This is a genomic window from Flavobacterium frigoris PS1 (assembly GCF_000252125.1).
Classification (GTDB): Bacteria; Bacteroidota; Bacteroidia; order Flavobacteriales; family Flavobacteriaceae; genus Flavobacterium; species Flavobacterium frigoris_A.
In genome coordinates this window covers 131,665-145,255 of record NZ_AHKF01000008.1, presented here as the reverse complement: position 1 = coordinate 145,255, position 13,591 = coordinate 131,665, and the positions used below count along the sequence as shown (strand labels likewise).

Annotated in this window: 17 protein-coding genes; 11 read left to right on the top strand and 6 right to left on the bottom strand. The window is 34.2% G+C overall.

Going from position 1 to position 13,591, the window contains the following annotated elements:
• Nucleotides 1–12: 12 nt before the first annotated feature.
• From HJ01_RS02135 to HJ01_RS02120, 4 genes are all read right to left on the bottom strand, one after another.
• Nucleotides 13–405 carry an ExbD/TolR family protein gene (locus HJ01_RS02135; RefSeq protein ID WP_040473611.1) on the bottom strand — a complete coding sequence of 131 codons (393 nt, stop codon included), beginning with the start codon at nucleotides 403–405 and terminating at the stop codon, nucleotides 13–15.
• Between the two features lie 33 nt (nucleotides 406–438).
• Nucleotides 439–1,143 carry a MotA/TolQ/ExbB proton channel family protein gene (locus tag HJ01_RS02130; RefSeq protein ID WP_007136624.1) on the bottom strand — a complete coding sequence of 235 codons (705 nt, stop codon included), beginning with the start codon at nucleotides 1,141–1,143 and terminating at the stop codon, nucleotides 439–441.
• A gap of 236 nt (nucleotides 1,144–1,379) precedes the next feature.
• Complete coding sequence (locus tag HJ01_RS02125) at nucleotides 1,380–2,606, bottom strand: Glu/Leu/Phe/Val dehydrogenase dimerization domain-containing protein (RefSeq protein ID WP_007136623.1); 1,227 nt, start codon at nucleotides 2,604–2,606, stop codon at nucleotides 1,380–1,382.
• Nucleotides 2,607–2,674: 68 nt separating this feature from the next.
• Nucleotides 2,675–3,745, bottom strand: a complete 1,071-nt coding sequence (locus HJ01_RS02120; protein ID WP_007136622.1) for an anhydro-N-acetylmuramic acid kinase — start codon at nucleotides 3,743–3,745, stop codon at nucleotides 2,675–2,677.
• Nucleotides 3,746–3,965: 220 nt separating this feature from the next.
• Between HJ01_RS02120 and HJ01_RS02115 the strand changes: the two genes are divergently transcribed.
• From HJ01_RS02115 to HJ01_RS02065, 11 genes are all read left to right on the top strand, one after another.
• On the top strand, nucleotides 3,966–5,105 hold the full coding sequence (locus tag HJ01_RS02115) for an acyl-CoA dehydrogenase family protein (RefSeq protein ID WP_007136621.1): 1,140 nt from the start codon (nucleotides 3,966–3,968) through the stop codon (nucleotides 5,103–5,105).
• Nucleotides 5,106–5,203: 98 nt separating this feature from the next.
• Nucleotides 5,204–5,881 carry a Crp/Fnr family transcriptional regulator gene (locus HJ01_RS02110; protein ID WP_007136620.1) on the top strand — a complete coding sequence of 226 codons (678 nt, stop codon included), beginning with the start codon at nucleotides 5,204–5,206 and terminating at the stop codon, nucleotides 5,879–5,881.
• Nucleotides 5,882–5,961: 80 nt separating this feature from the next.
• Complete coding sequence (locus HJ01_RS02105) at nucleotides 5,962–6,420, top strand: YHS domain-containing (seleno)protein (RefSeq protein WP_007136619.1); 459 nt, start codon at nucleotides 5,962–5,964, stop codon at nucleotides 6,418–6,420.
• An 11-nt stretch (nucleotides 6,421–6,431) separates the two neighbouring features.
• On the top strand, nucleotides 6,432–6,821 hold the full coding sequence (locus HJ01_RS02100; protein WP_007136618.1) for a DoxX family protein: 390 nt from the start codon (nucleotides 6,432–6,434) through the stop codon (nucleotides 6,819–6,821).
• A 1-nt stretch (nucleotide 6,822) separates the two neighbouring features.
• Nucleotides 6,823–7,311, top strand: a complete 489-nt coding sequence (locus HJ01_RS02095; RefSeq protein WP_007136617.1) for a hypothetical protein — start codon at nucleotides 6,823–6,825, stop codon at nucleotides 7,309–7,311.
• Nucleotides 7,299–8,009 (top strand): NRDE family protein, encoded by a 711-nt coding sequence (locus HJ01_RS02090; protein WP_007136616.1) that lies wholly within the window; start codon nucleotides 7,299–7,301, stop codon nucleotides 8,007–8,009. The genes HJ01_RS02095 and HJ01_RS02090 overlap by 13 nt, the downstream gene beginning before the upstream one ends.
• Nucleotides 8,010–8,023: 14 nt before the next feature.
• Entirely contained in the window at nucleotides 8,024–9,073 is a 1,050-nt protein-coding gene (locus HJ01_RS02085; protein WP_040473609.1) for a D-alanine--D-alanine ligase, read from the top strand.
• 1 nt (nucleotide 9,074) lies between these two features.
• Nucleotides 9,075–9,716, top strand: a complete 642-nt coding sequence (locus HJ01_RS02080) for a hypothetical protein (RefSeq protein WP_238531060.1) — start codon at nucleotides 9,075–9,077, stop codon at nucleotides 9,714–9,716.
• A gap of 30 nt (nucleotides 9,717–9,746) precedes the next feature.
• Nucleotides 9,747–10,724 (top strand): M28 family peptidase, encoded by a 978-nt coding sequence (locus HJ01_RS02075; RefSeq protein ID WP_040473608.1) that lies wholly within the window; start codon nucleotides 9,747–9,749, stop codon nucleotides 10,722–10,724.
• 48 nt (nucleotides 10,725–10,772) lie between these two features.
• On the top strand, nucleotides 10,773–11,450 hold the full coding sequence (locus HJ01_RS02070) for an SDR family NAD(P)-dependent oxidoreductase (RefSeq protein WP_007136612.1): 678 nt from the start codon (nucleotides 10,773–10,775) through the stop codon (nucleotides 11,448–11,450).
• Between the two features lie 12 nt (nucleotides 11,451–11,462).
• Nucleotides 11,463–12,062: a SprT-like domain-containing protein gene (locus HJ01_RS02065; RefSeq protein ID WP_007136611.1), complete on the top strand. Its 600-nt coding sequence runs from the start codon at nucleotides 11,463–11,465 to the stop codon at nucleotides 12,060–12,062.
• Between the two features lie 21 nt (nucleotides 12,063–12,083).
• Here HJ01_RS02065 and HJ01_RS02060 read toward each other — a convergent pair whose 3' ends face one another.
• Both HJ01_RS02060 and HJ01_RS02055 read right to left on the bottom strand, forming a co-directional pair.
• Nucleotides 12,084–12,845, bottom strand: coding sequence for an ABC transporter ATP-binding protein (locus HJ01_RS02060; RefSeq protein ID WP_007136610.1), 762 nt, complete (start codon nucleotides 12,843–12,845; stop codon nucleotides 12,084–12,086).
• Complete coding sequence (locus HJ01_RS02055; protein ID WP_007136609.1) at nucleotides 12,842–13,591, bottom strand: MlaE family ABC transporter permease; 750 nt, start codon at nucleotides 13,589–13,591, stop codon at nucleotides 12,842–12,844. Before HJ01_RS02055 ends, HJ01_RS02060 begins: the two co-directional genes overlap by 4 nt.

The following is a 13,591-nucleotide window of genomic DNA, read 5'->3' as shown; positions in this document are numbered from 1 at the left end:
GGTCAACTGAAATTATTTTGGCCTTACGGCTAAAACAACTTTGATTTGGTTTCTGTTTGCGATATCCAAAACATTGACTGCTTTCTCAATTGGGACACCTTCTTCTGCTCTTAAAATGATCGCTCGCTCCTTGTCTGCAGAAAACAGTGTTAATAGTTTTGCCTCTAACTCAGTTTCTGATACAGGCTCTTTATCAATGAAAAACTCTAGTTTTTTATTGATGCTCACTGCGATATTCTTATTGCTATCTGTTTTTCCTTTTGCTTTAGGGAGTACTAAATCCAAAGCATTTGTGGTTACCATGGTAGATGTTAGCATAAAGAATATTAGTAATAAGAATACAATATCTGTCATGGATGACATATTAAATTCAGCACTAACTTTATTTCGTCCTCTTAAATTCATAAGTAGATTATTTTTTTGTTGGAATCCTAAATATTAAGCAGGGTCATTTAATAAATCCAAAAAGTCAACCGCATTGGCTTCCATTTGATGAACAATTTTATCCGTTTTTACAACTAAATGATTGTAGCCCACATAGGCGATAATTCCCACAACTAAACCAACTACTGTTGTTGTCATTGCGGTGTAAATACCTTCGGACAGTGCTCCAACCTCAATTTGTCCTCCAGCAGTTGCCATTTTATGAAATGCTTGGATCATTCCCACAACCGTGCCCAGGAAACCGGTCATAGGACCTGCTCCAGAAATAGTGGCTAGCATACTTACATTTTTTTCAAGCTTGTATATTTCTAATTTTCCGGCGTTTTCAATCGCAGTATTAATGTCTTCAAGTGGTCTGCCTATTCTTGAGATTCCTTTTTCAATTAATCGCGCAACAGGGGATTTAGAATGTGCGCATGCAATTTTTGCGTTGTCAATGCGGCCATTTTTAATGTTTTCTCTGATTTGTCCCATGAAGTTGGGGTCAATTTTTGAGGCAGCATTTATTGCCATTAAACGCTCAAAGTATAAATACAATGCGGCAAAAAACATCAAAAACAAGGCGGTCATTATAATCTGACCCGCTAGTCCTCCGCTTGTTAGTAATTCAATAATTGATAATGTTTTCTCAACAGGAACAGCATCGGCTAAATTTTCTTGTGCAACAGATAGGGTATCTGCTTGTAACAATATACTCATAGAAATTTTCTTTATTATGGAAACGCTAATATATTATAAAAATTGTTACTTTTTTGAGATAATAATATCAAACAAAAAAGATTCTTAATTGTCGCTATAGGCTTCAATATTCGGGCCAACTTTTAGATTTTACAAAAAAAATCAGTTCGATAAATTCACGTTACGGTGACTTCATCAAACTGACTTAAGTATTATTGTGGACTATCAAAAAATTGAAGCGACCCAAAACTGATTTGTTACACTAATTGTTTTAGGGCAATTTCAAAAGCAGTAGCGCTTATGTTTGTTTTTGAGCTATTTAATGCATGTGCTTTTTTAATAGCATTTTTAATAGTTGTTGAAGTATCCTGGAATATGGCTTCATCAGTCATTTGAACTTTCTTTTCCATAAAATAAGCAAAAACTCTTGCCATACCACAGTTTGAAATAAAGTCGGGGATTAAGCTCACTTTGTGATCAACATCTTCCATTATTGAGCCAAAAAATATCTCTTTATCAGCAAAAGGTACATTAGCGCCACAAGAAATAACTTCTAGACCATTAGCAATTAAACTGTCGATTTGAGATTGTGCAACTAATCTTGAAGCTGCGCATGGAGTAAATATTTCAGCACCAATTGTCCAGATTTTTTGGTTGATTTCCTCAAAAGGAATCATGTTTTCTGCAACTAATTTATTACCATCCTTAGAAAGGAATAATGATTTTATTTCTTCAAAAGAGAATCCTTCTTCGTTTATTAATCCACCATCTCTATCGATTATACCAATTACTTTAGCACCCATTTCGGCTAAATAGAAAGCTGCTGCTGAACCTACATTTCCAAAACCTTGCACAATCGCTTTCTTTCCTTTTACATCTCCACCATAAGTAGAGTAGAAGTGGCGAACTGCTTCTGCAACACCAAAACCGGTGATCATATCAGCAATTGTATATTTACGAGAAACATCTGGTGAGAATTTTGGATTTTCGATTACCTTAACAACACCTTGACGCAATTGACCAATTCTATTGATTTTGTCTGCTTCTGTAGGTTTAAAGTGACCGTTAAAAACACCTTCTTGTGGATGCCACACACCGCATTCTTCCGTCATTGGGATTACTTCGTGAATTTCATCAACATTTAAATCACCACCTGTTCCATAATAACTTTTCAATAATGGAGATACCGCTTTATACCAACGTTGTAGAACTCCTTTTTTTCTTGAGTCATTTGGATCAAAGTTAATTCCAGATTTAGCACCACCAATAGCTGGTCCAGATACAGTAAACTTTACTTCCATGGTTTTTGCCAAAGACAATACTTCATTTATATCTAAGCCTTTTCTCATTCTGGTACCACCACCAGCTGCACCGCCACGAAGCGAATTGATCACTGTCCATCCTTCGGCATCTGTTTCGGTATCTTTCCAGTTAAAAATAATTTCAGGCTGTTTATTTTCAAATTTCTTTAATAAATCTTTCATTTAGTTGCGATATGTTTAATTTGTACAAATATAAAAAATAGAATATTGTGAATAGTGTATTTTTATTTTTATTTCAAGTGGTGAATTACACCTGAACTATGGTCTTTTTTTGCTCCAGTTACACTGCATAATACGTTGTTTTCTTCTCGTAATTTTAGAATTCCTAGTAATGCAAAAATCAAGGCTTCTTTAAATTCCAGAATTTTAGCTGATGGGATTATTATTTTTATTTCGGGAAGGTAGCTTTGCACTGTTTCGATAAAGAAAGTATTATAGGCGCCACCACCAGTTATAAAAAGACTGCCTTTTTTATTTGGCAACGCTGATGCTATTTGAATGGCCGCATGCTCCGTGAAAGTCCTTAATTTATCCTCAATATTAATTTCGAAATTTTCAATCAAAGGCATAACAGTTTCTTTTACAAATTCAAACCCCAATGATTTAGGGTATTTTGTGTGGTAATAAGACAAGTTGTTTAGCTTGTCTAATAAATTTTGGTTGGTTTTTCCTGATCTTGAAATTGTCCCTTTATCGTCATAATCCAATCCCAATTGGTTAGCATAGAAATTTAATACCGTATTGACCGGAGAGATATCAAAGGCAATGCGTTTTCCGTTTTCCTCAAAAGAAACATTCGAAAATCCACCTAAATTCATGCAATAATCGTATTCTGGAAATAAAATACGATCACCTATAGGGACCAAAGGTGCGCCCTGTCCTCCTAACTGCACATCTTGTACTCTAAAATCACAAACGACAAGTTGTTGAATCAAGTTTGAAATTTCGGGTAGGTTTCCAATTTGAAGTGTTATTCCGTTTTGGGGTTGATGTAAAATGGTGTGTCCATGTGAACAAACAGCGTCTAGATTTTTAATTTTATGCTTATCTATAAAACTTGAAATAACGAAAGCCAGAAGTTTAGTGTATTCTTGGTTCGTCTTTTTTAGATCGTCTTCAGAGAAATCAACTGCTAATTTTAGAATATCTACCCACTCTTTACTATAAGGTACGGTTTCGCTTTCAAGGATTTTAAAATCCCATTTTTCGCCCTTTTTTTGGAATTCAATATGGGCCAAATCGATTCCGTCAAGTGATGTTCCTGACATAACTCCTATAACGTTGTAATAATCCTCTTTCATGTGGCAAATTTACAAATCAAAATTGATAATTTCACAAGAATAAAGTATCTTTGCCTACTTTATTTAAACAAAAAGCAGGATAAATTAAACAATGTAAAATAATCGTCAATTCTTCAGTTGAATAATAAATAAATTAGGTTCTAAATTTAAATCTAAGTTATGGATTTATATTTTTGTTTTCTAAGAAGAGTTTGCAAACTAATAAAAAAGTTATATCGTTATGGATTTTAATCTAACAGAAGAGCAGTTAATGATTCAACAAGCCGCTAGAGATTTTGCTCAAACCGAATTGTTGCCGGGAGTAATTGAAAGAGATGAGTTTTCGAAATTCCCAACCGAGCAAATTAAAAAAATGGCAGAGCTTGGCTTTTTAGGAATGATGGTTGACCCAAAATACGGGGGGTCTGGATTGGATAGTGTTTCTTATGTTTTAGCTATTACGGAAATCGCAAAAATAGATGCTTCTGCAGCTGTTATTATGTCTGTGAATAATTCTTTAGTTTGTGCCGGATTAGAGAAATACTGTAATGAAGAGCAAAAAATGAAATATCTAGTTCCTCTTGCTACAGGGGAAGTAATAGGTGCTTTTTGTTTGTCAGAGCCAGAAGCTGGTTCTGATGCGACTTCGCAAAAAACAACGGCAATTGATAAAGGAGATCATTATTTGTTAAATGGTACGAAAAACTGGATTACAAACGGATCTTCAGCTTCTACCTATATTATCATTGCACAAACGGATATCGAAAAAGGACATAAAGGAATCAATGCCTTTATAGTAGAGAAAGGTTGGGCTGGATTTGATATTGGTCCAAAAGAAAAGAAAATGGGGATTCGTGGATCAGATACACACTCTCTACTTTTTAATGACGTAAAAGTACCAAAGGAAAATAGAATTGGTGAAGACGGATTTGGATTCAATTTTGCAATGGCCGTATTAAACGGAGGAAGAATTGGAATTGCTTCCCAAGCTTTAGGAATAGCAACTGGTTCGTATGAGTTAGCATTGAAATATTCTCAAGAACGTAAAGCTTTTGGAAAAGAAATTTTCAAGCATCAAGCGATAGCTTTTAAATTGGCAGATATGGCGACTCAAATTATGGCAGCCAAAATGTTATGTTTGAAAGCTGCAGTTGAAAAAGATGAAGGAAAAGACATTTCTCAATCAGGAGCGATGGCGAAATTATTTGCCTCTCAAACAGCTATGGATACGACAATTGAAGCAGTACAAATTCACGGTGGGAATGGATATGTGGCAGAATACCATGTGGAACGTATGATGCGTGATGCAAAAATCACCCAAATATATGAAGGAACTTCAGAAATACAACGTATTGTGATTTCTAGAACTTTAGTTTCTTAAATAAAATTTAATAACTTTTTTAAAACCCTTTCAAGTTTCGATTTGAAAGGGTTTTTATTTTTTATTCGAATTTTTAATACATTTACCAAAACACATTTATGTACGAAGATTTAAAATATTGGTATTTGCGCGATCATAAATTGTTTAGAACTTTAAGTTTTGGACAAATAAAACAATTGTGTATTATCATGGGTTTTAAAAAAGCACAAAAAGGAGAGATTATCTATTTCTCTGCATCAGATGTACCTAGGATTTTTTTATTGAAAAAAGGGAATATCAAAATTGTTGCTGTTGATGAAGATGGGAATGAAACGATTAAAGATATTATTCAAAAAGGGGATCTCTTTGGCGAATTGACTTTAGAAGTAGACAGTCAGGCTAATGAATACGCAAAAGTGCTTTCGGATGATGTGGCTATTTGTAGTTTTCTACTTTCAGATTTTGAAGATGTTTTGTTGAAAAATCCAAGCTTAGCCTTATCTTATACTAAATTTGTTGGCTTAAAAATGAAACGGATTAAGAATAGTTATTCTAATCTGATTTCAAAAGACTCTAAAACTAGACTGTCTTTGTTTTTGAAAGCTTGGGGAGAAACGGAAGGGATTAGAACAGAAAACAAAATAGTTATCGAGAATTATTTGACACAAAATGATATTGCCCAGATCATTTGTACCTCGAGACAAACTGCAACCCAATTACTAAACGAAATGGTGGCAAACGGTATTATTGGATACAATCGAAAAGAAATAATTATAAACGATGTTTGCAGTTTCTAATTATTTTATAGGAACTGCAATGTAGCTGACATTTCTCTTTAAAATACTTAAGTAGTTTTGCATTAATCAAATATAACACTATGAAAAAAGTAGCAATCATTATTTGCGTATTATTTAGCCTTAATGGATTTTCGCAAAATGCCAATAAGCTAACTTCTGAATTTAATTTAGAAAAGAAAGTCGCCATTCAAGGATATGATCCTGTTACTTATTTTAAGCAGTCTAAAGCAGTAAAGGGTAATAAAGAACTGAGTGCTGTTTTTGAAGGAGTAAATTATTATTTTTCATCTTCAGAAAATAAAGAAGCTTTCCTAAAAAAACCATCCGCTTATGAGCCGCAATATGGTGGTTGGTGTGCTTTTGCGATGGGAGATTCTGGCGAAAAAGTAACAGTAAATCCTTATACTTTCAAAATTATAGATGGTAAACTATATCTTTTCTATAATGCTTACTTTACTAATACCTTGAAGAGCTGGAATAAAGACCAGGATAATTTAAAGACTAAGGCTGATGTAAATTGGAGAAAGATTATTAATTGAAACTAAAACACATGAAATCATCATTAGTATCCTGGATATTGCGTGTTGTTGTTGCCACAATATTACTTCAGACTTTGTATTTTAAATTTACGGGAGCTGATGAAAGTATTTATATTTTCTCCATTTTGGGTATGGAACCTTATGGTAGAATTGGTTCTGGAGTAGCAGAGTTAATCGCTTCTATTTTAATACTAATACCAAGAACAACTTTACTGGGTGCCTTGATAGGATTAGGAATTATGGCTGGAGCTATTTTGTCACATTTGCTTGTTTTAGGGATTGAAGTACAGAACGATAGGGGTGTCCTTTTTATTATGGCGCTAATTAGCTTTCTTTGTTGTTCTGCTTTAGTGTATCAAAATAAGAATGCAATACCCAACTTATTAAAATTAAAGTTCTAATATGCTTATACTATCTATAAAAAATAGCTTAAACGAGTTGGGTGATTTGCTCAATCAAATCTCAAATTCAGAGTACTCAAAGCAATGTGCCGCGTTGAGTAATTCTACTATCGGAGAGCATTCAAGACATATTATCGAAATGTTTCAATGCCTTCAAAAAAATTATGATTCGGCTATTGTCAATTATGATAAACGGGAGCGAAATATACTAATTCAAACTGATACTAATTTCGCGATTAGTCAGATTAGAATTATCCAAAATTCATTGGAAAGAGAAAATAAGAAAATGGAATTACAGCAAATAGTTGATGGTGAAGAAATTATCGTTGAAAGTAATTACCTGAGAGAATTACTTTATAATTTAGAGCATTGCATCCATCACCAAGCTTTGATAAAAGTGGCTGTTTTGCAAAATACCGCTATTTTAGTTGGTGAAAATTTCGGAGTTGCCCGTTCAACAATTGAATACAGAAGGCAATGTGTACAGTAAGTTTTGTAAAATACTTTGATAAAGTCATCATTACCTCAAACCGTGACGAAAAGGTAGTAAGAGCCAGTGCAATTGCTCCCCAAAATTATATTGTAAAAGGTAAAAATGTTATTTTTCCAAAGGATCCGAAAGCGGGTGGAACCTGGTATGTTGTAGATGAAATGGGAACTGTTTTAGTGTTATTAAATGGTGCCAGCGAAAAACACCAAGTCGAACTACCATATAGGAAAAGTAGAGGGTTGATTGTTTTAGATCTTATCGGAAGTGTTTCACCAAGGGATTTTTGGGAGGAATTGGATTTGGAAAATATAGAGCCTTTTACTCTGGTGTTGTTTCAAAATCAACAGTTATTTCAGTTGCGCTGGAATGGAGACAACAAAGAGTCAACCGAACTCAATTCTGACGAAAAGCATATTTGGTCTTCGTCAACTTTGTATCCAGCTGACATTCGAAAAGAGCGTTCTAATGCATTTTATTCTTTTTTAGATCATACTCCTATAGTTTCAGAAAATGAAATGTATCAATTTCACCGATACTCAGACTCTGAAAATCAAGAAAACGGATTGGTCATCAACAGGAATAACGAGTTGAAAACCTTGAGTATTACCCAGTCAGTGATAGAAAGCAATAAAGTGTCCTTACTGCATGATGATTTGGTTACAGGAAAAGACAGCGTCACCTCATTTATAATTATTTAAATTTAATCCGAGTGATGAAAAATAGCAGAAACAAACTACTGTTTCATAAAATCACCCATTGGGAATATTGGCCTTTTCAGGTTGTTTATATTCCAATTTATTTTCTGTGGATCTTTTACTCGTTTAAAGCAAAGTCTATTTTCTTCTTTAATGCATCTAATCCATCGATAAAGAATGGCGGCTTTATTATGGAATCGAAGAAAGCCATTTATAATTTAATTCCGTCGCACTATTACCCAAAAACCGAACTTATAAAGGAAGGTACTCCAGTAGAGCAAGTAGAAAAAATAATCAATGATGCAGGTATAAAATATCCATTGATAGCGAAACCAGACATAGGTTTGCGTGGATCTGGAGTAATGAAAATTAATACGGTCGCTGATTTAGAACAATATGCGCGAAAGGCAAATTTTGATTACGTAATTCAAGATTTGATTCCTTTTAAAAATGAAGTTGGAATTTTTTATGTGCGTTATCCAGATCAAAAATCGGGAAAGCTTACTGGAATTGTGTCTAAGGAATTCATGATACTAACCGGAACCGGTAAAGCAACTATAGAAGATTTAATAAGAGAGAATCCAAGGTACGAATTGCAATTAAAAGTATTGAGGCAAGAATTTGGAGATAAACTGCAAGAGATATTGCCAAAAGGAGAAAAGTTGAATTTGGTTCCTTATGGGAATCATGCTCGTGGCGCAAAGTTTATTGATGGAAGTCAGTGGATTACTCCAAAACTAGAAGAGACTATTAATGAAATGTGTCTACAGATACCGGGCTTTTATTTCGGAAGATTGGATGTTATGTACAATACAATTGAAGAATTAGAACGCGGAGAAAATTTTTCGATAGTGGAGTTAAATGGAGCTGCAAGTGAACCAACTCATATTTATGACCCTAAACATTCTTTGTTTTTTGCGTGGAAAGAATTAGCTAGACATATTACGTATATGTATGAAATAAGTGTAGCTAATAATAAAATGGGGACTCCTTATCTTAACCATAAACTGGGAATGCGCGAATATCGAATGCATTTGGAACAAAGCAATAAAATTGTCAATTTCTAATATGATGATAAGATTTAAAAATATTCTTGTTGGTTTTTCGGTTAGCTTTCTTGGTTCGATTCCGCTTGGGTATTTGAATATTGTTGGATTCGAAATCTATTCTGCTTTTGGTGTTCAAGAACTACTTTTATATTTATTGGGCGTCATTTTTATTGAAGCCTTTTTCATTTACTTCACCTTAGTTTTTGCAAATAGGTTAGCGAGTAACAAGAAACTAATGAAAGTTATTGACATCGTTGGTGTTCTCTTTTTGTTGATTTTGGCTTATTCCTTTTATTCACTTTCAAGCGAAGCAATTGGAAATAGAAACTATTTAGCAAAATATGTTAGCTATTCCTCTTTTTTAATTGGCTTAATGTTGAGCAGTTTGAATTTTTTGCAGCTTCCTTTCTGGGCCGGATGGAATTTATATTTGATTAATGGAAAATATATAAAAACAGAGAAATCCCTCAAGTTCTATTATTTGGCTGGAACATTAATTGGAACATTTTCAGGCATGATTGGACTTGTATATTTCTTACATTCGCTTTCTCAAAATACTGAAAACTTTTCAAAATACTTGGTTCCAGTAATTATCCCTGTATTTTTTATAATTTTGGCTTTTGTCCAAGGATATAAAGTATTTAAGAAATATTTTAGCTAAAAAAAAGTCTCAAATTCGAAAGCTCAAACTATGAGAAATTTTATAATACTACTTCCATTGATCTTTTTATGCTGTAAACCAAACTCTAGATTGCTTACTGATGTTATTAGTGAAACGTCACATCAATCAGCGGTCATTAAGTATCAAGTCAAAGAGCATGAAGTATCGGATATGCTAAAATATCTTTCTTCAGATGAGTTAGAGGGCAGAGCAACGGGCACAGCAGGGATGGAGAAAGCTGCAGTTTATTTGGAAGAGTTTTTAAAAAGGAATGATGTTGCTCCTTATTTTGCGTCTTATCGAGACACTTTGTCTAATTTTAAGGGAACGGCTTATAATATTGTAGGTTATATCGAAGGAAGTGATCCCATACTAAAAAAAGAATTTGTTTTGATTAGTGGGCATTATGATCATATTGGATTAGCTAAAACAGCTGTTAATGGAGATTTTATTAATAATGGCGCAAATGATGATGCTTCTGGCACTACAGCGGTAGCCGAAATGGCAAAGTATTTCAGTGTTACTAAATCCAATAAAAGGAGCGTCTTGTTTGTGTTCTTTGTGGGAGAAGAAAAAGGATTGCTAGGGTCTAAACATTTGGCAAAAAAACTGAAAGAGCAAAATTTCAATCTTTATGCGCAGTTTAATATTGAGATGATTGGTGTTCCTATGAAAAGGGATTATCTAGCTTATATATCCGGTTTTGACAAGTCTAATATGGCGAGTAAGATTAATCAATATACAGGGAAAAGCACTATTGGTTTTCTTCGTAAAGAAGCAGAATTAAGATTGTTTTACAGATCAGATAATTACTCCTTTTATGATGTTTTTGATGTGCCTTGCCATTCGGTGAGTACTTTTGATTTTGATAATTTCGACTACTACCACCATGTCTCAGATGAATTTAAAATGATGGATATGATACATATGACTTCTTTTATTCAGGAGATGCTACCAGCAGTGACAGAAATGACCCGAACAGCAAGTCGTGAAATTCACATGAATTAGTTTTTCTTGTATAGCTGCCATTAGTGATGTTTTGTTTATTTTTGCTTTATGAAAAATATTATAGTAACAGGTACAAGTAGAGGAATAGGATATGAGTTGGCTTTAAAATTTGCCAATGCAGGGCATCAAGTTCTCGCTATTTCCAGAAAAACGCCCCGAATTCTTATTGAAAACAAAAACATCACCTGTCTGCCTGTTGATCTGTCAAATGAAGCTGATTTAGACAAAGTGCAGGACTTCTTGTCAACGACTTGGAAAAAAGTAGATGCAATTGTTCATAATGCAGGGAGCTTTATGTTGAAACCTTTTTCAGAAACGGAACAAAAAGATTTTGAAGATATCTATAAGGTAAATGTTTTTGCTGTTGCAAATTTGACTCGTATTTGCTTGCCTTTTCTACAAAAAGGAAGTCATGTTGTTACCATAAGTTCTATGGGAGGAATACAAGGCAGTCTTAAATTTGCAGGATTAGCAGCTTATAGTTCAAGTAAGGGAGCTGTGATTACCTTATCAGAATTATTGGCAGAAGAATATAAAGAAAGAGGTATTTCTTTTAATGTTTTGGCATTGGGTGCAGTACAAACAGAAATGTTAGAAGAAGCTTTCCCAGGGTATCAAGCACCAATAAAAGCCAACGAAATGGCTGATTATATTTTTGACTTTACATTGACAGGAAATAAATACTACAATGGGAAAGTACTACAAGTATCCTCAACAAACCCATAATACATAATTGCTTTGAGCGAAACACTTGCAAGATATATTCCAGAACACGCAGTAAAACCAGTTTTTGAGTTAATTGTTGTTAATCGTGTGCATCTCAAAATTGTAAACGAAAGACAAACACGTCATGGGGATTACAGAAAGGGGTTGAACGGCAAGCACGAAATTACGGTTAATTCAAATCTGAATAAGTATAAGTTTTTGATTACGCTAATTCACGAAATTTCTCATTTGGTAGCTTTTGAGAAATTTGGGCGAAATATAAAACCGCATGGGAATGAGTGGAAATATTCCTTTCAGCAAATTATGGTTCCATTTATTCGGCCAGAAATTTTCCCCAATCAATTACTACCATTACTCGCAAAGCATTTTAGAAATCCCACTGCAAGTAGTGATACTGACGCGACTTTGTCTCTGGCGCTGAAGCAGTTTGACAAGCAAAATGATAAAAACTACGTATTTGAGATCCCGTACGGAAGTATTTTTAGGATACAAAACGGAAAGATTTTTAAGAAAATAGCGATCCGAACCAAGCGTTTTGAATGCTTGGAAGTGAGTTCGGGAAAAATGTATCTATTTAACCCAAATGCTGAGGTTGAGTTATTGCCGAATTGATTTTATAGTATTAGTAAGCAGCTACTCCTTTAAGTAGGCTTCTCTCACTTTCTTGAATAAATTTGATGAATAAACGAAGTCTACAACATCTTGATTGTCGGTTTTGAAAATCTCTTCCTTTGTTCCTTGCCAAGCTTTTAATCCGTTTTTTAGGAATAAAATATTTTCACCAATTTCCATTACGGAGTTCATATCGTGGGTATTGATAACAGTAGTTATGTCGTACTCTTCAGTAATTTGTTTGATAAGGTTATCAATTAATATGGCAGTGTTTGGGTCTAAGCCCGAGTTGGGTTCGTCACAAAAAAGATATTTGGGTCTGTTCACAATTGCTCTCGCAATAGCAACACGTTTTTGCATTCCCCCAGATATTTGCGAAGGCAGTTTATTATGTGCGTCAACTAGATCAACTCTTTTTAGAACTAGATCAACTCTTTTTTGAATTTTAGCACTATTATCGTTGGTGAACATCCTTAGCGGGAAACCTACGTTTTCGGCTACGGTCATTGAATCGAATAAGGCACTGCCTTGAAAAACCATTCCAATTTCAGTTCTCAGTTCTCTTTTTTCATCATCTTCTAATTCAGAATATATCCTTCCATCAAAACAGATTTTTCCTGATTCAGGAGTGTGAATTCCCAAAAGACTTTTTAATAAAACAGTTTTACCCGATCCGCTCTGTCCAATAATCAGATTTGTTTTTCCAGTTTCAAAAACGCTTGAAATTCCCTTAAGAATTTTGCTGTCTCCAAATGATTTTTCTAGGTTTATTATCTCTATCATGATCCTAATAACAACTGCGTTAGTATATAATTGAAAAGTATTATTGAAACCGAAGTCCATACGAAAGCTACGGTACTGGCTTTACCCACTTCTAATGCTCCACCTTTCATATAATAGCCGTGAAATGATGGGATAGTAGCTAATAACATAGCAAATATTAGTGTCTTTATGAAAGCATATACAATATGGAAAGGGATGAAATCCATTTGGGCTCCATTAACAAATTCAGCACTTGAGGTAAAACCACCATATACGCCAGCCATCCATCCTCCTAGAATTCCTAGAAACATAGCTATTCCAATAAGGAATGGGTACAATAGCAAAGCAATTATTTTTGGGAATACAAGGTAGTTAAGTGAATTGACTCCCATGACTTCCAAAGCATCAATTTGTTCCGTTACTCTCATTGTTCCTATACTAGATGTGATGAAAGAGCCCATTTTTCCAGCCATAATTACAGAGATGAAAGTGGGGGCAAATTCCAATATTATCGATTGTCGCGTGGCAAAGCCGATAAGGTATTTTGGAATTAATGGATTGGTAAGGTTGAGTGCCGTTTGTATGGCTACAACTCCTCCAACAAAGAAAGAGATGAAGGCAACTATACCTAATGATTCAATTATTAAATCATCAATTTCCTTGAAGATAAGTTTTTTCATTACAGACCATTTGGTTTGTTTACTGAAAATTTCCTGTAGCATCAAGAAGTATCTTCCTATTTGCGTTATATATCGAATGAGCATCAT

Excerpts from the sequence above, each read along its gene's own strand:
- HJ01_RS02135 (WP_040473611.1), bottom strand. The coding sequence starts at position 405 with ATGAATTTAAGAGGACGAAATAAAGTTAGTGCTGAATTTAATATGTCA.
- HJ01_RS02130 (WP_007136624.1), bottom strand. The coding sequence starts at position 1,143 with ATGAGTATATTGTTACAAGCAGATACCCTATCTGTTGCACAAGAAAAT.
- HJ01_RS02125 (WP_007136623.1), bottom strand. The coding sequence starts at position 2,606 with ATGAAAGATTTATTAAAGAAATTTGAAAATAAACAGCCTGAAATTATT.
- HJ01_RS02120 (WP_007136622.1), bottom strand. The coding sequence starts at position 3,745 with ATGAAAGAGGATTATTACAACGTTATAGGAGTTATGTCAGGAACATCA.
- HJ01_RS02115 (WP_007136621.1), top strand. The coding sequence starts at position 3,966 with ATGGATTTTAATCTAACAGAAGAGCAGTTAATGATTCAACAAGCCGCT.
- HJ01_RS02110 (WP_007136620.1), top strand. The coding sequence starts at position 5,204 with ATGTACGAAGATTTAAAATATTGGTATTTGCGCGATCATAAATTGTTT.
- HJ01_RS02105 (WP_007136619.1), top strand. The coding sequence starts at position 5,962 with ATGAAAAAAGTAGCAATCATTATTTGCGTATTATTTAGCCTTAATGGA.
- HJ01_RS02100 (WP_007136618.1), top strand. The coding sequence starts at position 6,432 with ATGAAATCATCATTAGTATCCTGGATATTGCGTGTTGTTGTTGCCACA.
- HJ01_RS02095 (WP_007136617.1), top strand. The coding sequence starts at position 6,823 with ATGCTTATACTATCTATAAAAAATAGCTTAAACGAGTTGGGTGATTTG.
- HJ01_RS02090 (WP_007136616.1), top strand. The coding sequence starts at position 7,299 with ATGTGTACAGTAAGTTTTGTAAAATACTTTGATAAAGTCATCATTACC.
- HJ01_RS02085 (WP_040473609.1), top strand. The coding sequence starts at position 8,024 with ATGAAAAATAGCAGAAACAAACTACTGTTTCATAAAATCACCCATTGG.
- HJ01_RS02080 (WP_238531060.1), top strand. The coding sequence starts at position 9,075 with ATGATGATAAGATTTAAAAATATTCTTGTTGGTTTTTCGGTTAGCTTT.
- HJ01_RS02075 (WP_040473608.1), top strand. The coding sequence starts at position 9,747 with ATGAGAAATTTTATAATACTACTTCCATTGATCTTTTTATGCTGTAAA.
- HJ01_RS02070 (WP_007136612.1), top strand. The coding sequence starts at position 10,773 with ATGAAAAATATTATAGTAACAGGTACAAGTAGAGGAATAGGATATGAG.
- HJ01_RS02060 (WP_007136610.1), bottom strand. The coding sequence starts at position 12,845 with ATGATAGAGATAATAAACCTAGAAAAATCATTTGGAGACAGCAAAATT.
- HJ01_RS02055 (WP_007136609.1), bottom strand. The coding sequence starts at position 13,591 with ATGATGCTCATTCGATATATAACGCAAATAGGAAGATACTTCTTGATG.